Here is a 25,015-nt window from a genome sequence, read left to right on the forward strand (position 1 = left end):
AAGAAATGGGGCTGGCACAAGCCAACCCCACCGGAATCGTGCAAGCCGCTTGGCTTACATCTGTTCTTTTTGAGCGCCGCCTTTGGGACGGGCTGGCCCGAGATTGGGGACCTGGCCCAGGGGCTCGCTGACCACAATGCTGAATTCGCCCTTGCCGTCGATGGACGGACCCTTGGACCAGCGGCCTTCAGGGGGCTGCTTGTCGAGCGTATGGCTAAAGAAGCCATAGGCGAATTCGGTCTTTTCCTCGGCCTGCGGATGGCTGTTGGGGATCGGGAACACGCCCTTGTCGCCGCCCAGTTCCTCGATTGCGGCCATCCACTGGTTCTGGTGCATGGTATCGCGGGCGATCAGGAACTGGAGCATGTCCTTCATGCCTGGATCGCTGGTCATGTTGTAGAGCCGGACGGCCAGTACGCGGCCGGTGGACTCGGCCATGACATTGGCGGTCATGTCGGCAGCGATGTTGCCGCTGGCATAGATGTGGGACATGTCGAACGGGACGCCGTCGGAATCGACCGGCATGGCCGAAAGCCCGGCGGATAAAAAGTTCTTGAGGTTCATGCCACCCAGCACGGCGCTGGCGATCGGGTCCTTGGCCACTTCGTCCTTGATGCCGACTGGTGCGCCCTCAAGATTCATGGCCACCGCCGTGGCGAGCATCTCGATATGGCCCAGTTCTTCCGTGGCGGTGTTGAGCAACAGGTCACGGAATTTCGGGTTGCCGCGGGCACCCATGGCCTGGAAGAAATACTGCATGCAAACGCGGATTTCGCCTTCCACGCCGCCGATTGCCTGCTGCAGCGCACGGGCGAATAGTGGATCTGGCGTTTCAACGCGGACCGGATATTGCAGCTTTCCGTCAGTGTAGAACATGGTTGATCTCCGTTAGGGTTCGGCGGGGGAAAGGCTCGGACGCTCATCCCGTTGCCCGCCGCTAACCTGAGGCAGTCTGAGCCTTCCGCAGGTTTAAACGTTCTTGCGAGTTGGATTTGGTGTCAGCGCACGCGCCTGCCGCCCGCCAGACGAGCATCATCAGCGCCTAACCGCCAGCGAGTGCCGTGCTGCGGGGCGCTGACCAGTGCGTGGCTGAAGGGCGGAGCTATTGTGCCGGCTCAACCACCGAGATGTCGCCCATCGGCGTTTGCGCCGCGCTGGGATTGTTGGGGTGGGTGGTCCAGTTGGCATAACGCCCGGTGACGACGCGGCCGGTGCGCTCATCCACCGAGCCGACCGGCAGGGCTTCCATCGTGATGCAGTCTTCCACCGGGCAGACATTGACGCACAGATTGCAGCCCACGCATTCCTCGTTCTTGACCTCGAAATAGCGCCGACCATCCTTTTCCTTGGTGATGGCCTGGTGCGAGGTGTCCTCGCAGGCGATGTGGCAGCGCCCGCATTTGATGCACAGATCCTGGTCGATCTTGGCCTTGGCGATGTATTCGAGATCCAGATACTGCCAATCGGTGACATTGCGCACGGCGCGGCCGGTAAAGGCTTCGAGATCGGCATGGCCCTTCTCGTCCATCCACTGGCTGAGCCCCGAGATCATTTCCTCGACGATCTTGAAGCCATAGGTCATGGCGGCGGTGCAGACCTGCACATTGCCCGCGCCCAGCGCCATGAACTCGGCAGCGTCGCGCCAGGTGGTCACTCCCCCAATGCCGGAGATGGGCAGGCCATAGGTTTCGGGATCGCGGGCAATATCGGCGACCATATGGAGGGCGATGGGTTTGACCGCCGGGCCGCAATAGCCGCCATGGGTGCCCTTGCCGCCCACGGTCGGGGTCGGTGCGAAGAGGTCGAGATCAACCGAAACAATGGAGTTGATGGTGTTGATGAGCGACACCGCATCAGTGCCGCCCGCCTTGGCGGCGCGGGCGGGTTTGCGGATATCGGTGACATTGGGGGTGAGCTTGGTGATCACCGGCATGCGGGTATATTGCTTGCACCAGCGCACAACCATTTCGATATATTCAGGCACCTGCCCGACGGCGGCGCCCATGCCGCGCTCGCTCATGCCATGAGGACAGCCGAAATTGAGCTCGATGCCGTCGGCGCCGGTTTCCTCCACCAGCGGCAGGATGGCTTTCCAGGCGTCCTCGACGCAGGGCACCATGATGGAGGCCACCAGCGCCCGGTCGGGCCAGGCCATCTTGATCTGCTTCATTTCCTGTAGATTGATCTGCAGCTGCCGGTCGGTGATGAGCTCGATATTGTTGAGCCCCAGGAGCCGCCGGTCGGCCCCCCAGATGGCGCCATAACGGGGCCCGTTGACATTGACCACGGGAGGGCCCTCTTCGCCCAGCGTCTTCCACACCACGCCGCCCCAGCCGGCACGAAAGGCGCGCTCCACATTATAGGCCTTGTCGGTGGGCGGCGCGGACGCGAGCCAGAACGGGTTGGGCGACTTGATGCCAACGAAATTGTTGCGCAGGTCAGCCATTGCTGCCTCCCATGAGGAAGATGTGCATGCTTTCGGCGGCATCGCGCCCTTCGGCCACGGCCGTCACCGTCAGATCATCGCCGCCTGCAGCGCAATCGCCCCCCGCCCAGACCTTGGGCATGGAGGTGCGCCCCTCGGCATCCACCTCGATCTTGCCGCCCGCCAGGATCGGCCCGCCGCCTTCGATGGCGAGGGTTTGCCCGATGGCCTTGAAGATCTGGTCGCAGGCAATCGTGGTGGTCTCGCCGGTTTCCGTCAGCCGGCCATCCACCAGCGCGGTATAAGCCAGTTCCAGGCCCGTGGCCTTGGCTCCATCGGTCAGCACCCGCTTGGGCGCCAGCCAGTGCCGGATAGTAACCCCCTTGGAGGCGGCGAGGTCCTGCTCCCATTCAGAAGCGTTCATGTGCTCCTTGCCACGGCGATACACCATCGTGACCTCTTCGGCGCCCAGGAGCTTGGCCTGCACCGCCGCATCGATCGCCGTCATGCCGCCGCCGATTACGACCACCCGCCGCCCGATGGGCAGGCGGGACAAATCCTCGGCCTGGCGCAGATCGGCGATAAAATCCACCGCATCGCTGACACCGGCCACATTCTCGTTTTCGGCCCGCAGCGCATTGACGCCCCCTAGGCCGATGCCGAGAAACACTGCATCATAGGTCTCGCATAGCCGCTCCAGCGTCAGGTCGCGCCCAAGCACCTGGCCATTGACGATCTCGATGCCGCCAATGGCGGTCACGTAATCCACCTCGGCCTGGGCAAAGCTGTCGGTCGCCTTATAGGAAGCGATGCCATATTCGTTGAGCCCGCCAGGCTTGGGGCGGGCATCAAACATCACCACGGCATGGCCCTTGGTGGCGAGCCGATGCGCGGCTGCCAGTCCCGCGGGCCCCGCGCCAATCACCGCCACACTCTTGCCCGTGGCGGGCGCGCGGGTGAAGAACTGCCGGTTCTCGGTCATCGCGATATCGGTGGCATAGCGCTGCAGCAGCCCAATCCGCACCGGCTTGCCCTCGGCCTCCTCGCGAACGCAGGCTTCTTCGCAAAGCTGCTCCGTGGGGCAGACCCGGGCGCACATGCCCCCCAAGATATTCTGCTCGAAGATCGTCTTGGCCGCGCCCAGCGGATTGTCGGTGGCGATCTCGCGAATAAACAGCGGAATATCGATGCTTGTCGGGCAAGCATTCATGCAGGGCGCATCAAAGCAGAAGTAGCAGCGATCGGCTTCCACAAAGGCCTCGTGCTTGTCCAGCGGGGGATGCAATTCGGCGAAATTGGCGCGGTACTGCGCCGGTTCGAGCCGTGCGGGCGCAATGCCCTCCGTGAGAACACCGTCCGGCATGGTTTCTCCTCCCCTGCTGCAGTCTTCTTGAGGAGGCTAGCGCGACCCCAATCTTTTATCAATTGGTCAAATATCAGAATACGAGCGCCACAAAGCCGTCGCATTGTCGGCAACATCGCCGCAATTTCCTGTGGTTTTCCCCGGAACTAACAGCCCGTTGCGGCGTTTAATGCCCTTGCGGGCTCGGTGTGGCCTATGTGCAGCACCACGCAAACACAATTCCGCGTTTGCGCGATTCAGCTGCATCCGCGGCGACCATGCGCTTTGAACTAGAACCTCATTCTAGCTGCGCCAAGGAACTTACCGCGACATTCCAGCAAATCGGGGCGGTTCAACGCCCCTTGCCGGCATTGGTTCCGCCCGAAAACGCATTTTGGTGAATTAGTCCACATTCTGGCCCCGGCCCGCCGGGTATCGTCAGCTCACATCAATTGAAGTGAGACTGGACGCTTGTTTAAAAAGACTCTGTTAACCCTGGCCGTTGCTGCTTCCGCCCTGTGTTTTTCCTCGGCCGCCTACGCCCAATGTGGCGGCGCCTCCTGGTACGGTCCGGGCTTTAACGGCAAGCGCGCGGCATCGGGACAAATCTTCAACCAAGATGCCATGACCGCGGCGCACCGCTCGCTCCCCTTCGGCACCAAATTGCGGGTGACCGACCAGCGCACGGGCAAGACCATCCAGGTAACGATCAATGATCGCGGTCCATTCCACGGCAAGCGGATCATCGATCTTTCCAAGGGCGCTGCCAACAAGCTGGGTTTCCGCAACCGCGGCACAACCTCCGTGTGCATCGAAAAGCTCTAGTTGCTCCAACGAAAAAGGCTGCCCCGTTGGGGCGCCTTTTCTTCTTTTCCGAGCACGCACCTTGCGGCCCGCTCTTTCCCTTTGGGCAGAAACCCACTAGCTTTCGGCCGGCTTTCATCCCTTGCTCAGCCCGATTGGCGCTGGCTCCCCCTTGCGGGCAGGCCGGCAGCGCCATTCTCGCGCTGAATTGCCGGGCATTCCGAGTTAGTTCACGCCATGTCGATTGCACCACAGCACCGTATCTATGCCTGTTTTTTCCTGTTTGCCCTGACCACGGGGGCGCTGCTGTCCCGCTTGCCGGACCTGCAGCACGCGCTGGGCGTCACGGAAAGCCAGTTGGGGCTGACGCTGATCGGGATGTCCATTGGCTCGCTGCTGTCGCTGACCCTGTCGGCGCCGCTGATCGACCGGCTGGGCGCCCGGACCACCGCATTCATCACCGTTTTGGGCCCGGCGCTTCTTTTCGCCTGCGTGCCCTGGCTGGGCGTCGCGCCGGCCGTGTTTGCGGTGTTCTTTTGCACGGGGCTGCTGTCGGGCGCACTCGAGATCAATCTCAATGTCGAGATCGACCGGCTCGAGGCGCAATATGGCAAGCGGTTCATGAACCGCGCCCATGGGTTCTGGAGCGCCGGCTTTTTCGTCACTGCCCTCTTCGGCGCCGTGGTGCGCCAGTCCCAGCTCTCGATGCAGCTGCATCTGGCGCTGATCGCGCTCGTCGTGCTGGGCGTTGGCGGCTCCATGATCGCGGGCATGCGCAGTGCGCCACGCCGCGCCGACGGGCACCAGGGCGACACGCCGCGCATCGCCTTCCCCACCCTTGGGCTGCTGCCGCTTTGCATCATCGGCATCGCCGCCTTCCTCATCGAAGGGGCGGGGATCGATTGGTCCGCCATCTATATGCGCGATGTGTTTGCGGTGGAGCCCTTTATCGGCGGGCTCAGCCTCACGCTCTTTTCCTTCTTCATGGCCGTTACGCGCCTCACCGTCGATCCCGTGGTCGAGCGGCTGGGGCCGAGGCTGGTTGCGACCATCCTGCTTGGTCTTGCCGCCTGCGGGACCCTGCTGGTTGGCCTTGCGCCCTCGCCGGGGTTGGCCCTGACGGGCTTTGCACTGATGGGCATTGGCTGCAGCGCCGTTTATCCGCTGGCCGTTTCGGCCGCCGCGCAGCGCACCGACCGCCCCTCGGCAGTCAACGTCGCAGCCCTCGGGCAGATCAGCTTTGTGGTGTTCTTCCTCGCCCCGCCCCTTTTGGGCTTCGTGGCTGAATATCTGGGCATCCGCAATTCCTACCTGATTTGCCTGCCCGTGCTCGCCGCGGGCCTGCTGGCCGTGCGCGCCCTTTCCACTCGCAATGCGGTGCTGCCCGTGACGGGCGCGCCGGTGCCCGCGCCCCATGGCTGAGCTGCCCCCCATTGTCGATGGGCGCCAATCGCCCACGGCCCTGCGGGTGCAGCGCGGCGTGATGCGCCTGCTGCGCGACGTTTACAACATGGCCCCTTATGCCGAAGTGCCATTGAGCAATGGCCGGCGCGCCGATGTGCTGGCGGTCGGCCCCAAGGGCGAGATCTGGATCGTCGAGATCAAATCGAGCCTGCAGGATTTTCAGGTGGATACGAAATGGCCGGAGTACCGGGCCTTTTCCGACCGCTTCTTTTTTGCCAAACCGCCGGAACTGGCTGCGGAGATCTTCCCTGAAAGCGAAGGGCTGATCGTGGCCGATGGGCATGAAGGGGCGGTGCTGCGTCCGAGCCCCGACACGCCGCTCCCCCCGGCGCGGCGGCGGGCGCTGTTGCTGCAATTGGCGCGACTGGGCGCCGAGCGGATCCATGGCTTGATGGATCCGGCCCTCAGGAGCGAGCGCGGCCTCGGCCGGCTCGACTAGAGATCAGCGTGGGGCGCGCTTGGCGAGGATGCGCTGCAGCGTGCGGCGGTGCATGTTGAGACGCCGCGCGGTTTCCGAAACGTTACGGTCGCATAGTTCATAGACGCGCTGGATATGCTCCCAGCGCACCCGGTCGGCCGACATCGGGTTTTCCGGCGGCTCGGGCTTGTCTTCCCCGGTGGCCAGCAGCGCATTGATGACATCGTCGGCGTCGGCGGGCTTGGAGAGGTAGTCCACAGCACCGAGCTTGACCGCCGTCACCGCCGTCGCGATATTGCCATAGCCGGTCAGCACCACGGCCCGGGCATCTGGACGCTGCTGGTGGAGAGCCGAGACCACTTCAAGGCCATTGCCATCTTCGAGCCGCAAGTCGACCACCGCATAGGCCGGGGCGCGTTCGGCCACTGCGGCAAGCCCTTCGGCAACCGAGCCAGCGGAGCGGACGTCAAAGCCGCGCCGGGCCATGGCGCGCTCGAGGCGCTGCAGGAATGCGGCATCGTCGTCCACCAGCAACAAGCTGGAATCGGCGGCCAAAAGTTCTTCAATCGTGCTCATGCGCCTTATTTAGGTATTGCAGGCGCAAAAAGCAAAAGCCCGGCGGCCGTTTCAGCCCTCCACGGCTGAACGTGGCCAAACAATGGTTACTTGGGCGTGCCCTTCTGGGTCAGCATTTGCAAATTCGAGCCGTGCGCCCGTGCGCTCCAGCAGCGTCTTGGCAATGAAAATGCCGAGCCCAAGTCCCCCTGGCTGATGGGCATCGCTGCCTTGAGGATCGCGCGGCCGCGTCGTGAGATAAGGCTCGCCCAGTCGGGCGATCAGCTCGGGGGCAAAACCGGGCCCATCATCGGCAATGGTCACGCACACGCTGTCAGCATCCCAGCGAACGCCGACGCGAACAGTGCTGCGGGCGAAATCGGTGGCATTCTCAATGAGATTGCCCAGGCCATAAAGCAGACCGACGCTGCGCTGGAACACCGGAGGCTCACCACCCGCTCCGTCTACGTCAAACAGGATGGTCTTGCCGAGCGCCTCATGCGGGCGTGCGACTTCGGACAACAGATCGGTCAGGGGCGCCGCCGCAAAGGGATCGCCGCCTTCGCTGCCCAGATTGCGCAATTTCGATAGAATGGCGCGACAGCGCGCGGCCTGACTGATGATCAATTCCACGTCACTGGCCAGATCACTCCCGGGCGGGACTTCGGCCCGCATCTCCTTGGCGGCGAGAGCGATGGTGGAAAGAGGGGTCCCCAATTCATGGGCAGCGGCGGCAGCAAGCCCATCAAGGGCGGAAAGTTGCTCTCGTCGTGACAGCGCCAACTCGGTTGCTGCCAGGGCGTCCCCGATCTGGCGGGCTTCATGGGCGACGCGGTTGATATAAAAGGTAATGAAGGTCAGGCCGCAGATAATGGCGACCCAGATGCCAACCACATAGATGCGATTGAAAACAATGCGCTCATTGGGGCTCCAGGGCAGCGGCAGGTGCCAGACCGCTAGTATGGAGGCGATTAAGGCGGCGAGAAGCGCGATGAGAAGCGTGTCGCGGCGCGGCAAAGTGGTTGCCGAGACCGATACAGGGGCCAGCAGCAGCACCGAAAAGGGATTATGCAGCCCCCCGGTCAGCGCCAGCAGGCCGCCAAGCTGCAGGCAGTCATAGGCGATCTGGCTCGCGATAAAGAGTGAGGTGGGCCGGTGGGCGGGACCAAAGCGCAAGACGAGCCAGATATTGAGCGCGGCGGAAAGCCCGATCAACACAGCGCATTCCATTAGCGGCACCGGATAGCCCAGCCCGAACGCCACGAACAACACGCCAATGGTTTGGCCGGCAAGGGCCAGCCAGCGCAGCAAGACCAGAGTTTCAAGCCGGAGCCGGCGCCAGGTGGAAGGCCGCAGCAGCCCGTCGGCCATTTCAACTGAACTCATGGCGCGCGCCTCCCGGGGAAACCCCTCCATAGCGCATGGGAATGGCGGGCGAACGATTCAAGACGAAATTTTTGGTCCTTCATGCTTGATCCTGCGCCCGAGGGGACCACGTATTCCCTGTTGTGACTGGGAGAATGCGAAACATGAACACTGCCCTTATCAAACCGGCTTGGTCCCCCCTGACCATCGCCCTGATGGTTCTAGGCTTTATCATCTTCTGGCCCCTGGGTCTGGCCGTTCTTGGCTATATCCTGTGGGGTGAAAAATTTGGCGGCTCGCCTGAAAAGGCCCAAGCCTATTGGAACAAGGCTCGCTCCTTTGTTTCCTCCAACAAGCCGGCTGGCTTTAGCGGTGGCTTTGCAGCGTCCTCGAGCGGCAATGCCGCCTTTGACGAGTATCGCAGCGAGCAGTTGCGCCGGCTTGAGGAAGAGCGCCGCCGGCTCGACGAAGAGATCGACGCGTTTCGCGAATACATGGCCAATCTGCACAAGGCCAAGGACCGCGAAGAGTTCGACCGCTTCATGAGCGAGCGTAACGGCACCCGCCAGGGTTATGGCGACAACAACACGGCCAACTGGGGCAGCTAAGCCCTGCCCGGGACCGCATTAGCAAAGGCGTCTTCCGCAAGGAAGGCGCCTTTTTCTTGGGGTGTGGCTGGCGGGCGCGCTAGTCTGGGCGTGGCTGATTCGATGCGGACCACTGCCCTGTTCTTTAAAAGCAAAATCCCTCCCTCGACCGAGATCCGGATTGCCGATCGCACCGTGAGCGTTGCCGTGCGCACCCATGCCCGCGCGCGCTCCTATCGCCTCTCCATTCCCCATGACGGCACGCCGGTGCTGACCCTGCCGCCCGGCGGGCGGTGGAGCGATGCGCAGGCCTTTCTGCAGCGCCAGACGGGCTGGCTCGCCGAGCGGCTCGATGGCGCTACCGGGCCCGTCAGTTTTGCCGATGGCGTGCTCGTGCCGCTCCGGGGCGTCCCGCACCGGATCATTGCCACGGGCAAGCTGCGCGGCCGGGTCGAGATCGGCGAGCAGGATGGGGAGAAAGTGTTGTTTGTGCCAGGAGAGCCGGCGCACCGCGCTCGACGGCTCGTTGATTGGCTCAAGGAAGAGGCGGCGGTCGAGCTCAAGCTGTGCAGCGCCCACCATGCCGCCCGGCTCGGGGTCAGCGTGCGCTCGATTACCATGCGCGACCAGGCCAGCCGCTGGGGCTCCTGCTCCTCGAGCGGCAGCCTCAACTATAACTGGCGGCTGATCCTCGCGCCGCCCTTCGTGCTCGATTATGTGGCTGCCCATGAGGTCGCTCACCTGGTGGAGATGAACCATTCCGCCGCCTTTTGGGCCACGGTCAAGCGCACCCTGCCCGAGATGGATCGCGGCCGGGCCTGGCTCAAGAGCCATGGCCGCGAGCTGATGGCGTTTCGCGCCAATTAGCCCCGAAGAACCAGTTCAACCACCAAAGATCATGTCCATCAGCGTGCGCGGCTTGCGCTCGCCACTGGGCGCGGGCTGGGTTTGCACCGGCTGGGGCGCGACGAAGTCGCCCGGCGGCTGGATGCCCTGGGGCTGCTGTTGTTGCCATTGCGGCTGGGCCTGCTGCGCGGGCTGGCTCGGGACCCAAACCTCCTGGCCGGTTGCCGGATCCACCACCCGCTGCATGGGCATGCCGGTGTCAGGATCAATCGGGGTGTTGTCAAAGCCTGGAGCTGCCTCGCCCACGGGATAGCCCGTGGCAGGATCGATCTGCTGGCCCGAGGCGTCAACGATGGTCCCGGCGGGGTAGCCGGTAGCCGGATCGATCGCCGGAGCCGATTGGCTAGCATCGACCGGCAGGCCCGTAGTGGGATCGATCTGCGCTGCGGGAGCAGAAGCTGCTTCAGCAAAGCCGTCCACCGGCTCGCCGGTCGCCGGATCCACATATTGCACCATGGGCTGACCGGTCGTCGGGTCGACGGCTTGCTGACCGGTTTGGGGATCATAAACCGGCTGGGCAACCGGCTGGCTGGAGGCCGTGCCCCCGGCGCCGCTGGCCTCACCGGAACCGGCTGGTATCTGCGCCACTTCTAGCCCTTCATGGGCCTTGGTCATGAACTGGCTCCAGATCGCTGCCGGCACATTGCCGCCGGACAGCGTGGTCTTGGTGTTGTCGTCATTGCCCAGCCACACGCCAGTGACCATGCGTGCGGTATAGCCGACAAACAGCGCATCCTTGGATTCCTGGCTGGTACCGGTCTTGCCGCCAAAGGGCCAGCCATTGAGGTTGGCGCCCTTGCCGGTGCCCACTTCCACGGCGGTTTTGAGCATGTCGTTCATTTCAGCAAGGATATTAGGGGCAATAACGCGGCCCGGGCCGGCAGTGCTGGCCTCGTAAAGCACCTCGCCGTCCTTGCTTTCGATGCGGGTGATCACATTAGGGATCACGCCCATGCCGCCATTGGCAAAGGGTGCATAGGCGGAAGTGAGCTCAAGCAAGTTCACCTCCTGGGTTCCGAGCGCAATCGAGGGCACCGCCGTCAGTGGCGAGGAAATGCCCATCCGCATGGCGGTATCGATCACCGCCTGGGGCGTGACATCAATGGCGAGCCGTGCGGCGATGGTGTTGAGCGAATAAGCCAGGCCCTGGCGCAGCGTTACCGTGCCGGCATACTTGCCCGAAGCATTGCGCGGGCTCCAGCCCTGATATTCGAACTGCGCGTCCTCGGCGAGGGTATCAGGGGTGTAGCCCTTTTCCATGGCCGCGAGATACACGAATGGCTTGAAGGTCGAACCGGGCTGGCGCTTGGCCGTGACGGCGCGGTTGTATTGGCTGGCCTGGTAATCCACGCCACCCACCATGGCGCGAACGGTACCATCCACATCCATGGCCACGAGCGCACCTTGGGTGAAGCCGCGCTTGGGGCCTTCATTGGCCACCGCCTCACGCACGATGAACTCGGCCTGCTTCTGCAGGTCCCAGTCGACCGTGGTAGAGACCACCACATCGCCTTCGATCTCACCGATATAGGCGGTCATCAGTGACTCCACCCAATCGGCGACATAGGATTCCGAGCCGGCCACCTTGGTGCGGATGGTCTGATCGGGATCGATCTGGGCGGCCTGGGCCTCCTCGCGGGTGATATAACCCTCTTCGGCCATGGCACTGAGGACGAGCTTTTGTCGCGCCGAGGTGGCGGCAGGATCAGACTTGGGATTGAGGCGAGATGGCGCCTGGAGCGAACCGGCCAGCATGGCCGCTTCCCCCAGGGACAGATTGCGGGCGGATTTGCCAAAATAGGTCTGCGCCGCCGCCTCGATGCCGTAGGAATTGTGGCCGAAGAACACGCGGTTGAGATAAAGCTCGAGGATTTCGTCCTTGGAATAGTTCTGCTCGAGCCACACGGCGAGCAGCGCTTCCTGCACCTTGCGCCCAATTGTCTGGTCGGGGGTGAGAAAGAGGTTCTTGGCCAGCTGCTGGGTAATGGTCGAGGCGCCACGGGTGACGCGTCCAGCCTGCAGGCTTTCCACCGCCACGGCGGCAAGGCCGACAATATCGACGCCGAAGTGGTCGTAAAAGCGCCGATCCTCGATGGCGAGCAGCGCCGCGGGCACATATTGCGGCAGCTCACGTAGCACGGTGGCTTCGCCGCCGGTTTGGCCGCGATTGGAAATCAGTTGCCCGTCAGCGGCAAGGATGCGGATATTGGGCGGCCGATCCGGCACAGCCCAGGTGTCAGAGGATGGCAGTTGCGCGCCGTAGTAAACCACGACGCCGGCGATGGCGATGCCGACCCAAAGGCATAAGACAAAGCCCCAATGGAGCACGCCGATCAGAAAGCCGCCCGCGCCCGAACGACGGCGCTTGGGCTTGCCGGGGCGACGGGGTGGCGTTGCCTTGCCGCGTTTTTGCGCCGGGCGCTTGGCGCCCTTGGGCCCGGGTGAGGCCCCGCCCGTGCGTTCATCGTCCACAAACACCCCAACGGAGCGGCCCATTGAAGGCTCGACGCGTTCCCGGCTCTTGGCTGAGGCGGAACGCGGCGCGGGTTTGGCTTTCCTGCCAGGCTGAGCCCCGACACGGTCATCGGCGGTGATGCGGAAATCCATCAAATCTGAACCCTGAACGGTGTCCCGGCCCGGTATCGCGCAATGCGCTTGCCTGGCAAAGAGATGCTGGTCTGGCCGCTCACCTGGCGCCCGCCCAATAGGGGTGCTGCCGCGCGTCCACACGACTTTGCTTGTCCCGGCAAAATGTGGCCGGTTTATGTGATAACAGCCGATTTCCCGGCGCTGTGGCGGGGTTGCGACACCCCGCCATCAGCCAGGTCAAACGTCCAGATTGGAGACGCTGAGCGCGTTGTCCTGGATGAAGTCGCGGCGCGGCTCCACCAGATCGCCCATCAGGGCGGTGAACACGCTGTCGGCCTCGTCGGACTTGTCGATTTCCACCTTGAGCAGGGTGCGGGCATTGGGATCAAGCGTGGTTTCCCAGAGCTGCTCGGCGTTCATCTCGCCCAGGCCTTTATAGCGCTGCAGCGACACGCCCTTGCGGCCGGCATCGGTAACGGCATTGAACAGCGAGGACGGCCCGAAGATCGGGATCGTTTCGCCCTTGCGCGTCAGAGTGGGCACGCCGGCATAGAGTTCATCGAGCCGCTCGGCCAGTTGCCGCAGGCGCCGCGCATCGGCGCTCCCCAGCAGTGCCGGATCGAGCCGGTGGGTTTCAGTAACGCCGCGCACGGTACGCGAGAAGGTCAGGCCATCGTCATCGGCCAGTTCACCGATCCAGCCGCGTTCGAGCTCATCGGAGATGCGATCAAGGCGCCCCGCAATGCGCTTGGCGGTCGCGGCGGCGCGCTCGGGATCGGCGAGACCCTCAGGGTCCATGCCACCAACGATAGCGGCCTGCTCAACAAGGCTACGGTTGTAGCGGGTGTTGAGATTGGCGATGGCGTGCACGATGTCGCGCGACTGCCCAAGGATCGAGAGCAGATCATGCCCGCCATGCTCGACGCCTGCGCTGGTGGTGAACACGGCATCGTCCAGGCCGGCCGCCAGGAGATAGTCCTCGAGCGCCCGCTCGTCCTTGAGATACTGCTCGGACTGACCGCGCTTGGCCTTATAAAGCGGGGGCTGGGCGATATAGATGTGGCCGCGTTCCAGCAGTTCGGGCGTTTGCCGATAAAAGAAGGTCAGCAACAGCGTGCGAATATGGGCGCCGTCCACGTCAGCGTCGGTCATGATGATGATCTTGTGGTAGCGCAGCTTGTCGGCGTTGAACTCTTCGCGCCCAATGCCGGTGCCCAGCGCCGTGATCAGCGTGCCGACCTGGTCGGACGAGATCATGCGATCAAAGCGCGCGCGCTCCACATTGAGGATCTTGCCACGCAGCGGCAGCACCGCCTGGTTGGAGCGGTCGCGCCCCTGCTTGGCCGAGCCACCGGCCGAGTCACCTTCGACGATGAAGATTTCGGATTTTGCCGGATCGCGTTCCTGGCAGTCGGCAAGCTTGCCGGGGAGCGAGGAGATTTCGAGCGCACCCTTGCGGCGCGTCAATTCGCGCGCCTTGCGGGCGGCTTCACGTGCAGCGGCAGCTTCGGCGACCTTGCCAACGATGATCTTGGCTTCGTTGGGATGCTCCTCGAACCACTGGCCGAGCTTTTCATTCACGATGTTCTCGACCACCGGGCGCACCTCGGAGGACACAAGCTTGTCCTTGGTCTGGGAGGAGAACTTGGGATCGGGCACCTTGACCGAGAGCACGCAGGTCAGCCCTTCGCGCGTATCGTCGCCGGTGACGGTCACCTTTTCCTTTTTGCTGATGCCCGAGCTTTCGGCATAGCTCGTGACCTGGCGCGTCAGCGCCCCGCGCAGGCCGGCCAGGTGGGTGCCGCCGTCGCGCTGGGGGATGTTGTTGGTGAAGCACAGCACGTTTTCGTGGTAGCTGTCGTTCCACTGCAGCGCCACTTCGACAGTGATGCCGTCCTTTTCGCTGATCATGGTGATGGGGTGGTCGATCGCCGGCGTTTTGGCCTTGTCGAGATAGCGCACAAAGGCCTCGAGGCCGCCTTCATAAAACAACTCGACCTTGACCGGCTCGGGATGCCGGAGGTCATTGAGCAGGATGCGCACGCCCGAATTGAGGAAGGCCAGTTCGCGCAAGCGGTGCTCGAGCGTCTTGAAGTCGAACTCCACCATGGTGAAGGTTTGGTCCGACGGGAAAAAGGTGATGGCGCTGCCTGAGCGGCCTTCATAGGTGCCAGGCTGCTTGTCGGGCACATAGGTGCCGGTCTGCTGGAGCGGACCATCGGCATCGCCATGGGTGAAGCTCATCTCGAAGATCTTGCCGTCGCGACGGATCTTGAGCTTGAGCCATTGGCTGAGGGCATTCACCACCGACACGCCCACGCCATGCAGGCCGCCCGAAACCTTGTAGCTGTTCTGGTCGAACTTGCCGCCGGCATGGAGCTGGGTCATGATGACCTCGGCCGCCGAAACGCCTTCTTCCTTGTGGATGTCGGTCGGGATGCCGCGACCATTGTCGATCACCGTCACCGAGCCATCGGCGTTCAGCGTGACCGTCACGAGGTCGGCATGGCCGGCCAGTGCCTCGTCGATGGCGTTATCGACCACTTCATAGACCATGTGATGCAGGCCCGAGCCGTCATCCGTGTCCCCGATATACATGCCCGGGCGCTTGCGCACCGCGTCGAGGCCTTTGAGCACCCTGATGCTATCGGCGCCGTATTCGTTGGGAACGGAATTTTCGCTGTCGGTCATGGGGTCCGAATCAAGTCGTTAGGGAGTGAAACTGTTGTATCCAACTGGGGCGTCAACCCCAAGTCGAATGGGTCTATATAGCGCAAATCGGCAGGTGAGTCCGGGCTTTAGCGCTCCGCGAGGAGCCGCCCGTCGCGCACCGTTACCGCCTGGGCCCGCTCGCCCAGATCGGCGAACAGCAAACTGTCCGTGCCGGTGAGAAAACACTGCGTGCCCAGACCGTCCAGAGCGCCAAACAGCGCACGGCGGCGATCTGGATCCAGATGCGCGGCAATCTCGTCCAGCAACAGGAATGGCGTGATGCCGGTGCGGTGATGCACCAGGCGGGCATGCGCCAGAATGAGGCCGATCAGCAGCGCTTTCTGCTCGCCAGTCGAGCCCAACGCGGCCGGCATGCCCTTCTGGCGATAGGTCACTTCGAGATCCAGACGGTGTGGACCATATATGGTGCGCCCGGCCGCCCGATCAAGGCCGCGCGAGCCCAGCCAGAGCTCACCCAAGGACGTTTCGAGCTCGCTTGAAACGGTGGGTGCCGGCCCGTCTTCCCAGAGCGGGGTCAGCGCCAGATCGGCCGCCGGAAAGCTCTCGTCCTCAAGGCTACGGGCGATGAGGGTTTGCAGATGCTCGAGGCTATCGACTCGGGCGAGGTGAATGGAGGCGCCCAACTCCGCCATCTGCGCCTCGATGGCGCCGAGCCAGCGAACATCGCCACCTTCTTCAAGCAGCCGGTTGCGTTGGCGCATCGCCTTGTCGTAGTCCGACACCGCCGCCCCGTGGGAGGGGATCAGCGTGGTCACGAGGCGATCCAGAAAGCGGCGGCGGTCACTGGCGGGGCCCGAGAACAGCCCGTCCATAGCAGGGGTGAGCCACAAGACGCGCAGATACTCGCTCATCGCCTCCACCGAGCGGGCATTGGCGCCATTGATGCGCACCCGGCGTCCGGAATCGCCGAGGGACGCGCCGGTGCCAATGTCGGTGGGTCCGGCTTCGGTTTCCACCGTCGCGGCCACTGCCCAACCCGTGTCGGAGCCTTGCTCACCCACGGCGTCGAACGTCGCCCGGCGCAGCCCGCGCCCGGGCGACAGCAGGGAAATGGCCTCAAGCAGATTGGTCTTGCCTGCGCCATTGGAGCCGGTCAGAACCAGATGGCGACCATCCAGATCGAGCGCAGCGGCAGTGTAGTTGCGAAAGGCCGTCAGGCGCAGGCGCGACAGGTGGCGGATCATCGATGACCCCGCAGGAGCAATGGAGCCATCGGCTCCGCATCAATGCTCAACTTGTGAATGCCGCTCAGACCCGCATGGGCATCAGCACGTAAAGCGCGCTGGCCTCGCCCTCTTCCTTGACCAGGGTCGGCGAGCCCGCATCATTGAACATGAAGACGGCGCTTTCCGAGCGGATCTGCCCGACAATGTCCAAGAGGTAACGGGCATTAAAGCCGATCTCGAAGCCATCGGTGTCGAATTCCACCGCGAGTTCTTCGCTGGCTGTGCCGTGATCGGGATTGGTGACGGACAATTCCAAAAGGCCATCCTTGGCCGAAAGCTTGACCGCCTTGCCGCCGCGGTCCGAGGCAATGGTGGAAACGCGATCCACCGCAATGGCAAAGGAAGCGCGATCGACATTCATCTGCTTGTCGTTGTTCTTGGGCGTGACCCGATCATAATCGGGGAAGGTGCCCTCGATCAGCTTGGACAGCAGCACGACCGGACCCACGGTGAAGCGGATCTTGGTGTCGGACACCTCGACCTTGACATCGCCATCAACGCCGTCGAGTAGCTTTTGCACTTCGCCAACGGTCTTTTTAGGTACGATGATGCCCGGCATACCCTGGGCGCCCTCGGGAGCGGGCATTTCGGCACGGGCCAGGCGGTGCCCATCGGTTGCCACTGCGCGCAGCAGCGGCCCATTGGCGCTCGATTCCACCGCATGCAGATAGATGCCGTTCAGATAGTAGCGGGTTTCCTCGTTGGAAATGGCGAACTGGGTGCGCTCGATCAACTCGCGCAAGCCGCTCGCCGGCATGGAAAACTCGTGGCCAAAGGCGCCCGATTTGAGATCGGGAAAGCTGTCGGGCGAGAGGCATGCCAGGTGAAAGCGCGAGCGCCCGGAGGTCAGCAGCATCTGCTCGCCACCTTCGGTTTCAAGCCGCACTTCGGCGCCATCGGCGAGCTTGCGCACGATTTCATAAAGCGTATGGGCGGGCACCGTGGTGGTGCCCGGGGTCGAGACCATCGCGGGCACGCTTTCGGTGACCTCGATATCAAGGTCGGTGGCGCGCAGTTCCACCGCGTCCTCGGCGGCCTTGAACACCACATTGGCCAGGATTGGATAGGTGTTGCGCCGTTCAACCACCCGATGCACATGGCTCAGCGACTTGAGCAGATGATTGCGTTCGAGGGTAATCTTCATGGCAACAACTTCCAAAGCACTACGCGGCTGATCGGGCCAGCCAACACCCCGGCGAGGCGGGTTTGGACATTTACAATTTGTGAACCGATTGGCAAGGCCCGGGAGCGCGACACGCTGGCCCATTGCCCCAAAACAAGTACGGCGAGACCTCAAAGGCTCGCCGCAACTCACTTCACGCCAGGCCCGCCCTATTCCTCGAGCATGCGCTTGAGCAGTTCGATTTCCTGGGCGAGTTCCACATCGTCCTTGATCATCTGCTCGACCTTGCGCACCGAATGGAGCACGGTGGTGTGGTCGCGCCCGCCAAAGCGGCGGCCGATCTCGGGCAGCGAGCGCGAGGTCAGGGCCTTGGCAAGGAACATCGCGATCTGGCGCGGCCGCACCACATCGCGCGAGCGGCGCGCGGACAGCAACTCGTTGCGCGGCACCTTGTAGTGGCGCGACACCATTTTGAGAATGTCCTCGATGCGCACGCGCTTGGCGTCATGGGTGCGGATGAGGTCGCCCAAGGTCTTTTCGGCCAGCGGCACGGTGATGAGTTCGCCGGTCAACTGGTTGGCGGCCACCAGACGGTTGACGGCGCCATCCAGATCGCGGCCATGGCTGACCACGGCACGGGCGACATAATCGAGCACGGGCGCGGGGAAATGCATGCCAAAGCGCGCGGTCGCCTGATCGGCGCGGCGCTGTACGATGGAGCGGCGCAGTTCCACGTCAAAGCCCGAGATGGGCACAACCAGCCCGCCAGAAAGGCGCGAGCGCACGCGCTCGTCGAGCATTTCGAGATCGCGCGGCGGCGCATCGCCGGCCACGACGACCTGCTTGGCGCCCGTCAGGAGCGTACCCAGCGTATGGCCGAATTCGGTAGCCGACTTGCCCTGCAGGAACTGCATGTCATCGATCAGCAGCAGATCGACCCGGCGCAACCATTCCTTGAAGCCGAGCGCGGACTGGCGCTGCACGGCGGTGATGAAATGGTACATGAAGTGGTCGGCGGTCAGATAGACGATGTTCTTGGTGGCATCGGCCTGCTGGGTGGCATGGGCGATGGCATTGAGCAGGTGCGACTTACCCAAGCCCACGGTGGAATGAATGTAAACCGGGTTGAAGGTCACGGTGTCATTGGCGGCGGCCTGCGCGATCTGGCGGGCAACGCCCAGTGCCATTTCGTTGGCGGCGCCGGCGACAAATGTATCGAAGGTCATGCGCGGATCGATGCCGCTGCCCGAAAGGGCATCGCCCTTGGGGGCGGGAGCTTCGCGGCCAATCCGCGTCACGGTCGCCGAGGGCTGTGGCGACTGCGCGGGCGCAGCGGCGGCGCTTTCGGCGGGCGCCGATTCAGCCACTAGGGTCGGGCGCTGGCGGGGCTGGCCATTGACGCGCAACGTGACCTGGAGCCGGGTGATCGCTTCATCATCCAGGCGGAACGCTTCCACAATGCGATCGGCATAATTTGACTGAACCCAGGAACACAGAAACCGGGTGGGGGCAGACAGATGCACCACTTCGCCGGCGATTTCCTCGAGTTCGAGGCGGGCGAACCAGGAGGTGAACACATCCTCGCCAACCGCAGTTTTGAGGCGGGCACGGACCCGGCTCCAGAGCTGACGCTGATCGGCTGAGGGAAACTCGGCTTCGTTCACGGCAGACACCTCGCCCATGCTGGTCGACGAAAAGGAAGAAGCGTTGGATCGGTCCCAATCTGCTCTTCCGGCGGCAATCTGCTGCTTCATATTCTGGTGCCCCATTCGTGTTGCCGCCCCGTCCGCAAGATCGGGCCGGCCTGGTTTGTTATGGCGGCGGAGGGTCTCCGCAGCCAAAGCTTCGCCATTGCGTCCCAAAGCTGTGGACGCAAAGAAGTATCGTTGGCGGCGCAAGCCACCATTGGCTATTTACGTTCTTGTCGCTGAACCCAACCGGAGTCGGTTAGTGGGCTTTTGTTCTTGATGCAGGTCCGGACCGGACCGGATGAACCAATTTCACCGCTGCCATCGTCACCGCACTTCGCCTCGCCATTGCTGCCAAAGCGACCCAATCCATAAGCCTATTCGACCCGTCAACTCGGTTCGGATGGCGCTTTTCGCGTCCCGTCCTGAGCTGACGAGAGGCATTCTAGAGTGTGGGTTTTGGGCTCGCAACACGTGAATTTTTCAAAATGGGGGTTGACTCGCCCGGCCTCCGTTAACCTCCAGCAAGGGCTCTGTGCCCCCCTCGCTCAAAGCTCTGTGACTCCACGATGAATCGCGTAGCAAGCGCTTTGTGAAGGCGAAAAAAATATTTCGACCGGCCGGCAAATTCGACGGTCTCTGGGAAATTGGAAGCTGCGGCCGACAACGCAGAATCAAGGCAAGCCTTTGATTGTGCCGCGCTTTTTGTCGCAGCGCTTTGTCACACCCTTTGGCGTGCCGCATTCACGCAGCTGACACAATCTGCCGCCAAAGGCAAAAAAGCACCCCGCGATCGGGCAATAAAAAAGGGCCCCTTGCGGGGCCCGTTCAATGCTTGGCTCGTTCCTGCAAAGGCAGGGATCAGACGCTCAAAGCCTTAACGCGGTTGTTGAGGCGAGACACCTTGCGAGCAGCCAGATTGGCATGGACGATGCCCTTGGTGGCAGCCCGGTTGATCTCGGGCTCAGCGGCACGGAGCGCCTGCATGGCAGTGGCGTGATCGCCGGCAACAATGGCTTCCTCAACCTTGCGGATGAAGGTGCGAACGCGCGAGCGGCGCGACTTGTTGACCGCGGTGCGGGCTTCAATCTTTCGGGTAGCCTTTTTGGCTGAAGGCGTATTGGCCATAACGGTCCTCTTGCGGTCCATCCGGACGAGATGCGCAAAATGCGCAGCAGGGTACGGGGCGAAATGAAAGCGGCGGCACAGGAGCCGCCAGGTCGTGGGCTCTATAGGGGATAGGCCGGCAGGCGTCAACTGGATTCACCCGCGCTCCGCTCAGGGCTGCCCCTGGCAAACCGGACAAAAGAAGGTGGACCGGCCGGACTGCACGATGCGCTCGATTGTACCCGTACAGCCCGGGGTGGGGCAAGGCTGCCCTTCCCGGTCGTAAACGGCAAACCGATGCTGGAAATAACCCGATCCCCCCTCCGCATTGCGGAAGTCGCGCAGGGTCGAGCCCCCCACTTCGATGGCCTCGATCAGCACCTGCCGCGTGGCATTGACCAGCGCTTCGAGCGCCGGCTTGGGCGCGCCATCCTTGTGGAGCAGCGTTCCGGCCAAAACGGTCGGGTGAATATGGGCACGATGCAGCGCTTCGGCGACATAGATATTACCCAGCCCCGCCACCACGCGCTGATCGAGCAGCGCGGCCTTGATCGGGCTCTTCTTGCCCTTGAGCGCCGCGCTCAGGCTTTCCACATTGAATTGGTTGCCCAGCGGCTCGGGCCCCAGGCCCGCCAGGTACGGGCTTTGGGTGATGTCTTCGTAGTAATCGACAAAGCCGAAGCGGCGCGGATCAGCATAGATCAGGTGCGAGCGGCCATGAACGGGATGAGAAATCTCCCAAACCATATGGTCGTGCTTGGGCACGGGCTCGAGCTCATAATAGCGCGGCGGCTTGTCGATGGGGTGCTCGGCAAAGCGATACGCCCCCGTCATCCCGAGATGGCTCAACAGCGTTGCGCCACTCGAGAGCTCCATCAGCAGGTATTTGGCCCGCCGCCCGACATGGCGCACGCTCTGGCCTTCCAGCTTTTCCTTCAAACCCGGCGGAAAGGGAAAGCGCAGGTTTTCGCGGTGCAAAGTCACCTTGTCGATGCGCGCGCCCTCGAGCCATGGCGCGAGGCCCCGGCGCACCGTTTCGACCTCGGGCAGTTCTGGCATCCTCGGCTCCTGGCGCTTGTGCTGCTTTGCGCCATGGCAAAGCGAGGCGGGCTTCGCTATGGTGCGGCGCAAACCAAGGCCCCCAGCGTTCAAGAGTTCCATGCCATGACCGACACGCGCGAGACCACCCATTTCGGCGAGCAAACTGTCGCGCTCGAAGACAAGCAGGGCATGGTCAATGCCGTGTTTCACGGCGTCGCCGATCGTTATGACCTGATGAACGACCTGATGAGCGGGGGCGTGCACCGCATCTGGAAGGATGCGATGGTCACCGAGCTGAGCCCGCCCAAATCGGGCACAAGGCCTTATCGCGTCCTCGATATGGCGGGCGGCACCGGCGACATTGCCGAGCGCATCATCAATCGCTCGGTGGGTTATGCCGAGGTCGTCGTTTCCGACATTAATTCGGACATGCTGCGCGTCGGCGCCCAGCGGGCGCGCGAATGGCGCTACCCCGACCAGGTGAGCTTTGTCGAGGCCAATGCCGAGGCCCTCCCCTTCCCCGACAACAGCTTTGACGCCTATACGATCGCCTTTGGCATCCGCAATGTGCCGCGCATCCCCCTCGCACTTTCGGAGGCCCACCGGGTGCTCAAGCGCGGCGGGCGCATTCTCGTGCTCGAATTTTCCCAGGTGGATGTGCCCGGGCTCGATGCGCTTTACCGCCAGTTCTCCGACCGGGTGATCCCGCCTATGGGACGGCTCGTCACCGGCGACGCCCAGCCTTATCAGTATCTGGTGGAATCGATCCGCAAATTCCCCTCCCCGCCCGCCTTTTCGGCCATGTTGACCCAGGCGGGCTTCAAGCGGGTCAAGCATACCGCCATGACCGGCAATATCGCGGCGCTGTTCAGCGGCTGGAAGCTCTAGCCCATGTGGTTGTCGCCCTATTTTCGCCTGGCGCGAGCCGGCTTTGTGCTGGCGCGCGAAGGCGCCCTGTCGATCATCCCCAGGGAAAGCCTGCCGCCGGCGCTGCGCGCCCCCATTGCGCTGGGGCGCCTTGTGGAGCGGCCCCAAGTGCGCCGCACCGGCCATGTGGAGCGGCTCAACCGCGCCCTGCGGCTCCTCGGCCCGACCTATGTGAAATTCGGCCAAACGCTGGCGACCCGGCCCGACGTCGTGGGGCCCGAGGTTGCCGCCGACCTGCAGGGCCTGCAGGACCGGATGGAGCCGTTCGACCCCAAGCTCGTCCCCGATATTCTGTCGCAGGCGCTCGGCCCCAAGGCCGAACAGTTGCGCGACATCTCGGCGCCGGTCGCGGCCGCCTCCATTGCCCAGGTGCACAAGGCGCGGCTCGTGCCCACCGGCGCCGCCCCGACCACCGTTGCGGTCAAGATCCTGCGCCCCGGGATCGTGCAAAGCTTTGCCGCCGATATCGAGAGCTTTTATGCCGGCGCGCGCCTGTTCGAACGGCTCGCGCGCAAGCTGCGGCGCCTGCGTCCGCTCCAGGTGGTGGAAACGCTCGACCGCTCGGCCCGGCTCGAACTCGATCTGCGCCTGGAAGCGGCGGCCATCTCAGAAATGGCCGAGAACATCAAGAGTGACACGGGCTTTGTGATCCCCACTGTCAGCTGGGATCACACCGCGCAAAATGTTCTGACGACGACCTGGGTCGAGGGCATTCCCGTCCGCGACCTCGCGGCACTCGATGCGGCGGGGATCGATCGCAAGGTTCTGGCCGCCAATATCCTGCAGAGCTTTTTGAAGCACGCCATCCGTGACGGCTTTTTCCATGCCGACATGCATCCAGGCAATCTCTTTGCCGCGCCCGGCAGCAATGACGTGATCGCCGTCGATTTCGGCATCATGGGCCGGATCGGGCGCTCCGAGCGCCGGTTCCTGGCCGATATTCTTTACGGTTTCATCACCCGCGATTATCGCCTAGTGGCCGAGCGGCATTTCGAGATCGGCTATGTGCCCGCCAACCAGTCGGTGGACGATTTCGCCCTCGCCATCCGCTCCATTGGCGAGCCGCTGCATGGCCGCACCGCCGCCGATATCTCCATGGCGCGGGTGCTGGGGCAGCTTTTTGCCGTCACCGACCTGTTTTCCATGCAAACCCAGCCGCAACTGGTGCTGCTGCAAAAATCCATGGTGCTGGTGGAAGGGGTCGCGCGGGCCCTCGATCCCGATCTCGATATCTGGTCGCTGGCCGAGCCGGTCGTCGGCGATTGGCTGCGCCGGGAAGCCGGGCCCATGGGCCGGATCGATGATCTCAAGCGCGGCTTTGAGGTCTTTACCGATGCGAGCAAGCGCGTGCCCACCATCCTGGCGGAAGCCGAACTCGTTCTGGCGCAAACCCGGCTCGAGCAACAGGCGCGGCTGCGCGATGCCGGCAATCGCCTTCCTCTCGCCCTTGGAGCAGGGGCGCTGCTGCTGCTTGGCATCCTCATTGGCGCGGTGCTCTAGCCCATGAGCCCGCTTTCCATCCCCCTCCGCTGGCTGCCCCATGGCGAGGGCCTCCCCCTGCCCGCCGCCCAAACCAGCGGCGCCGCCGGCATGGACCTGCAGGCCGCCATCCCGGCGGGCGAAGTTCTCGTGCTCGCGCCCGGCCGGCGGGCGCTGGTGCCCTGCGGCTTTGCCATGGCGCTCCCCGCCGGCTTTGAAGCGCAGGTGCGGCCCCGCTCGGGCCTGGCGCTCCGACACGGGGTCACCGTCCTCAACGCGCCGGGCACGATCGACTGCGATTATCGCGGCGAGATCTGCGCCCTCCTCATCAATCTGGGGCAGGAGCCGTTCGATATCCGCCGCGGCGAGCGCATCGCCCAGCTTCTCGTGGCGCCCGTCACCCCGGCACAGTTCGGCGTACAGAGCGTTCTTGATGACACCGGCCGCGGCGCCAATGGGTTTGGCTCCACCGGCGTGATCACGCCATAACTGAGGGGGTGCCGCTTGCCCGCTGACCCCACCCCACTCTCACCCGAGGAAACGCGGCGCTATGGGCGCCACCTCGTGCTCAAGGGCATGGGCGGGGCCGGGCAACAAGCGCTCAAGCGCGCCCGGGTGCTGGTGGTGGGTGCGGGCGGGCTGGGCAGCCCCGTTATCGCCTATCTCGCCGGCGCCGGCATTGGCACGCTCGGCATTGTCGATCACGACACGGTGTCGCTGTCCAATTTGCATCGGCAGGTGATCCATACGGGCGCTGGCATCGGCACCAACAAGGCCCAAAGCGCCGCTGACTTTGCTGAATCGCTCAACCCGCATGTGCAACTGGTGCCCCATGCCGCCGCCGTCACCGCGGGCAATGCGGAAGCGCTCCTCGCCCAATACGATCTGGTGCTGGATGGCACCGACAATCTCGCCACGCGCCGCATCACCGCCGCCGCCGCCGCCAAGCTTGGCCTGCCGCTGGTTTCGGGTGCTGTCTCGATGTTTGCGGGCCAGGTAACGGTGTTTGCCCCGGGGGGCCCGCCCTTTGCGGCGCTTTACCCGGCGGCAGCTGACGATGCCGATCTGCCCTCCTGCGAGGCCACGGGCATTATCGGCCCGCTCACCGGGGTGATCGGCACGCTGATGGCGATGGAAGCGGTCAAGCTCATCACCGGCATCGGCACCCCCCTCGTCGGGCGGGTGCTGGTTTATGACGGCAAGGACGCCCGGTTTTCCGAGTTCGCCCTCTAACAA

The 25,015-nt window shown here is 63.6% G+C and carries 21 protein-coding genes; 9 read left to right on the forward strand and 12 right to left on the reverse strand.

Annotated features, from left to right (window positions below; translation table 11 throughout):
* Positions 1-54: 54 nt before the first annotated feature.
* The 3 genes from AC3YOG_RS03545 to AC3YOG_RS03555 form a co-directional block, all read right to left on the reverse strand.
* Positions 55-876 (reverse strand): manganese catalase family protein, encoded by an 822-nt coding sequence (locus AC3YOG_RS03545; protein WP_127751594.1) that lies wholly within the window; start codon positions 874-876, stop codon positions 55-57.
* 226 nt (positions 877-1,102) lie between these two features.
* The gene (gene preA / locus AC3YOG_RS03550) at positions 1,103-2,446 is read right to left on the reverse strand and encodes an NAD-dependent dihydropyrimidine dehydrogenase subunit PreA (protein ID WP_489934095.1); all 1,344 of its coding nucleotides are present in this window, start codon (positions 2,444-2,446) and stop codon (positions 1,103-1,105) included.
* Entirely contained in the window at positions 2,439-3,788 is a 1,350-nt protein-coding gene (locus AC3YOG_RS03555) for an NAD(P)-dependent oxidoreductase (RefSeq protein ID WP_489934096.1), read from the reverse strand. The genes preA and AC3YOG_RS03555 overlap by 8 nt, the downstream gene beginning before the upstream one ends.
* A 450-nt stretch (positions 3,789-4,238) precedes the next feature.
* On the opposite strand from AC3YOG_RS03555, the gene AC3YOG_RS03560 reads away from it, so the two are divergent.
* The 3 genes from AC3YOG_RS03560 to AC3YOG_RS03570 all read left to right on the forward strand — a co-directional run bounded on the left by AC3YOG_RS03560 (position 4,239) and on the right by AC3YOG_RS03570 (position 6,474).
* Complete coding sequence (locus AC3YOG_RS03560) at positions 4,239-4,592, forward strand: septal ring lytic transglycosylase RlpA family protein (RefSeq protein ID WP_127751591.1); 354 nt, start codon at positions 4,239-4,241, stop codon at positions 4,590-4,592.
* A gap of 216 nt (positions 4,593-4,808) precedes the next feature.
* A complete protein-coding gene (locus AC3YOG_RS03565) occupies positions 4,809-5,993 on the forward strand; it encodes an MFS transporter (RefSeq protein WP_489934097.1) in 1,185 nt (394 codons plus the stop codon).
* A complete protein-coding gene (locus AC3YOG_RS03570) occupies positions 5,986-6,474 on the forward strand; it encodes an MmcB family DNA repair protein (RefSeq protein WP_489934098.1) in 489 nt (162 codons plus the stop codon). Before AC3YOG_RS03565 ends, AC3YOG_RS03570 begins: the two co-directional genes overlap by 8 nt.
* Before the next feature lie 3 nt (positions 6,475-6,477).
* On the opposite strand, the gene AC3YOG_RS03575 is transcribed toward AC3YOG_RS03570, so the two are convergent.
* Together AC3YOG_RS03575 and AC3YOG_RS03580 are read right to left on the reverse strand one after the other, a co-directional pair.
* Positions 6,478-7,029 (reverse strand): ActR/PrrA/RegA family redox response regulator transcription factor, encoded by a 552-nt coding sequence (locus AC3YOG_RS03575; protein WP_127751588.1) that lies wholly within the window; start codon positions 7,027-7,029, stop codon positions 6,478-6,480.
* 51 nt (positions 7,030-7,080) lie between these two features.
* Positions 7,081-8,394, reverse strand: coding sequence for an ActS/PrrB/RegB family redox-sensitive histidine kinase (locus tag AC3YOG_RS03580; RefSeq protein WP_489934099.1), 1,314 nt, complete (start codon positions 8,392-8,394; stop codon positions 7,081-7,083).
* A 143-nt stretch (positions 8,395-8,537) separates the two neighbouring features.
* On the opposite strand from AC3YOG_RS03580, the gene AC3YOG_RS03585 reads away from it, so the two are divergent.
* Positions 8,538-8,981, forward strand: coding sequence for a DUF2852 domain-containing protein (locus tag AC3YOG_RS03585; protein WP_489934100.1), 444 nt, complete (start codon positions 8,538-8,540; stop codon positions 8,979-8,981).
* A gap of 102 nt (positions 8,982-9,083) precedes the next feature.
* Complete coding sequence (locus AC3YOG_RS03590; protein WP_489934101.1) at positions 9,084-9,827, forward strand: M48 family metallopeptidase; 744 nt, start codon at positions 9,084-9,086, stop codon at positions 9,825-9,827.
* 15 nt (positions 9,828-9,842) lie between these two features.
* On the opposite strand, the gene AC3YOG_RS03595 is transcribed toward AC3YOG_RS03590, so the two are convergent.
* The 7 genes from AC3YOG_RS03595 to mutM all read right to left on the reverse strand — a co-directional run bounded on the left by AC3YOG_RS03595 (position 9,843) and on the right by mutM (position 21,391).
* Positions 9,843-12,362: a transglycosylase domain-containing protein gene (locus tag AC3YOG_RS03595; protein WP_489934102.1), complete on the reverse strand. Its 2,520-nt coding sequence runs from the start codon at positions 12,360-12,362 to the stop codon at positions 9,843-9,845.
* 330 nt (positions 12,363-12,692) lie between these two features.
* Positions 12,693-15,146 (reverse strand): DNA topoisomerase (ATP-hydrolyzing) subunit B, encoded by a 2,454-nt coding sequence (gene gyrB / locus AC3YOG_RS03600; RefSeq protein ID WP_172121808.1) that lies wholly within the window; start codon positions 15,144-15,146, stop codon positions 12,693-12,695.
* Positions 15,147-15,253: 107 nt separating this feature from the next.
* The gene (gene recF / locus AC3YOG_RS03605) at positions 15,254-16,372 is read right to left on the reverse strand and encodes a DNA replication/repair protein RecF (protein WP_489934103.1); all 1,119 of its coding nucleotides are present in this window, start codon (positions 16,370-16,372) and stop codon (positions 15,254-15,256) included.
* Positions 16,373-16,436: 64 nt separating this feature from the next.
* A complete protein-coding gene (gene dnaN / locus AC3YOG_RS03610; RefSeq protein ID WP_172121806.1) occupies positions 16,437-17,558 on the reverse strand; it encodes a DNA polymerase III subunit beta in 1,122 nt (373 codons plus the stop codon).
* 188 nt (positions 17,559-17,746) lie between these two features.
* Positions 17,747-19,219: a chromosomal replication initiator protein DnaA gene (dnaA, locus tag AC3YOG_RS03615; RefSeq protein ID WP_489934547.1), complete on the reverse strand. Its 1,473-nt coding sequence runs from the start codon at positions 19,217-19,219 to the stop codon at positions 17,747-17,749.
* 867 nt (positions 19,220-20,086) lie between these two features.
* On the reverse strand, positions 20,087-20,353 hold the full coding sequence (rpsT, locus tag AC3YOG_RS03620; protein WP_127755115.1) for a 30S ribosomal protein S20: 267 nt from the start codon (positions 20,351-20,353) through the stop codon (positions 20,087-20,089).
* A gap of 150 nt (positions 20,354-20,503) precedes the next feature.
* Positions 20,504-21,391 carry a bifunctional DNA-formamidopyrimidine glycosylase/DNA-(apurinic or apyrimidinic site) lyase gene (gene mutM, locus AC3YOG_RS03625; RefSeq protein ID WP_489934104.1) on the reverse strand — a complete coding sequence of 296 codons (888 nt, stop codon included), beginning with the start codon at positions 21,389-21,391 and terminating at the stop codon, positions 20,504-20,506.
* Positions 21,392-21,496: 105 nt separating this feature from the next.
* Here mutM and ubiE point away from each other — a divergent pair, with 105 nt between their 5' ends.
* The 4 genes from ubiE to AC3YOG_RS03645 are packed head-to-tail and all read left to right on the forward strand — an operon-like array spanning position 21,497 to position 25,012.
* A complete protein-coding gene (gene ubiE, locus AC3YOG_RS03630; RefSeq protein ID WP_489934105.1) occupies positions 21,497-22,261 on the forward strand; it encodes a bifunctional demethylmenaquinone methyltransferase/2-methoxy-6-polyprenyl-1,4-benzoquinol methylase UbiE in 765 nt (254 codons plus the stop codon).
* A gap of 3 nt (positions 22,262-22,264) precedes the next feature.
* A complete protein-coding gene (ubiB, locus tag AC3YOG_RS03635; RefSeq protein WP_489934106.1) occupies positions 22,265-23,800 on the forward strand; it encodes a 2-polyprenylphenol 6-hydroxylase in 1,536 nt (511 codons plus the stop codon).
* A gap of 3 nt (positions 23,801-23,803) precedes the next feature.
* Positions 23,804-24,268: a dUTP diphosphatase gene (gene dut, locus AC3YOG_RS03640; RefSeq protein WP_489934107.1), complete on the forward strand. Its 465-nt coding sequence runs from the start codon at positions 23,804-23,806 to the stop codon at positions 24,266-24,268.
* Between the two features lie 15 nt (positions 24,269-24,283).
* Positions 24,284-25,012: a HesA/MoeB/ThiF family protein gene (locus AC3YOG_RS03645; protein ID WP_489934108.1), complete on the forward strand. Its 729-nt coding sequence runs from the start codon at positions 24,284-24,286 to the stop codon at positions 25,010-25,012.
* Positions 25,013-25,015: the final 3 nt, after the last annotated feature.

The organism is Devosia sp. Z6_126, from assembly GCF_058133495.1.

Bases quoted from the DNA above. Each gene is read 5' to 3' on its own strand.
- AC3YOG_RS03570 (WP_489934098.1), top strand. From the start codon at position 5,986: ATGGCTGAGCTGCCCCCCATTGTCGATGGGCGCCAATCGCCCACGGCC.
- dnaN (WP_172121806.1), bottom strand. From the start codon at position 17,558: ATGAAGATTACCCTCGAACGCAATCATCTGCTCAAGTCGCTGAGCCAT.
- AC3YOG_RS03585 (WP_489934100.1), top strand. From the start codon at position 8,538: ATGAACACTGCCCTTATCAAACCGGCTTGGTCCCCCCTGACCATCGCC.
- recF (WP_489934103.1), bottom strand. From the start codon at position 16,372: ATGATCCGCCACCTGTCGCGCCTGCGCCTGACGGCCTTTCGCAACTAC.
- AC3YOG_RS03575 (WP_127751588.1), bottom strand. From the start codon at position 7,029: ATGAGCACGATTGAAGAACTTTTGGCCGCCGATTCCAGCTTGTTGCTG.
- AC3YOG_RS03580 (WP_489934099.1), bottom strand. From the start codon at position 8,394: ATGAGTTCAGTTGAAATGGCCGACGGGCTGCTGCGGCCTTCCACCTGG.
- mutM (WP_489934104.1), bottom strand. From the start codon at position 21,391: ATGCCAGAACTGCCCGAGGTCGAAACGGTGCGCCGGGGCCTCGCGCCA.
- AC3YOG_RS03555 (WP_489934096.1), bottom strand. From the start codon at position 3,788: ATGCCGGACGGTGTTCTCACGGAGGGCATTGCGCCCGCACGGCTCGAA.
- ubiE (WP_489934105.1), top strand. From the start codon at position 21,497: ATGACCGACACGCGCGAGACCACCCATTTCGGCGAGCAAACTGTCGCG.
- AC3YOG_RS03595 (WP_489934102.1), bottom strand. From the start codon at position 12,362: ATGGGCCGCTCCGTTGGGGTGTTTGTGGACGATGAACGCACGGGCGGG.
- AC3YOG_RS03590 (WP_489934101.1), top strand. From the start codon at position 9,084: ATGCGGACCACTGCCCTGTTCTTTAAAAGCAAAATCCCTCCCTCGACC.
- preA (WP_489934095.1), bottom strand. From the start codon at position 2,446: ATGGCTGACCTGCGCAACAATTTCGTTGGCATCAAGTCGCCCAACCCG.
- rpsT (WP_127755115.1), bottom strand. From the start codon at position 20,353: ATGGCCAATACGCCTTCAGCCAAAAAGGCTACCCGAAAGATTGAAGCC.
- AC3YOG_RS03565 (WP_489934097.1), top strand. From the start codon at position 4,809: ATGTCGATTGCACCACAGCACCGTATCTATGCCTGTTTTTTCCTGTTT.
- AC3YOG_RS03545 (WP_127751594.1), bottom strand. From the start codon at position 876: ATGTTCTACACTGACGGAAAGCTGCAATATCCGGTCCGCGTTGAAACG.
- dut (WP_489934107.1), top strand. From the start codon at position 23,804: ATGAGCCCGCTTTCCATCCCCCTCCGCTGGCTGCCCCATGGCGAGGGC.
- ubiB (WP_489934106.1), top strand. From the start codon at position 22,265: ATGTGGTTGTCGCCCTATTTTCGCCTGGCGCGAGCCGGCTTTGTGCTG.
- dnaA (WP_489934547.1), bottom strand. From the start codon at position 19,219: ATGGGCGAGGTGTCTGCCGTGAACGAAGCCGAGTTTCCCTCAGCCGAT.
- gyrB (WP_172121808.1), bottom strand. From the start codon at position 15,146: ATGACCGACAGCGAAAATTCCGTTCCCAACGAATACGGCGCCGATAGC.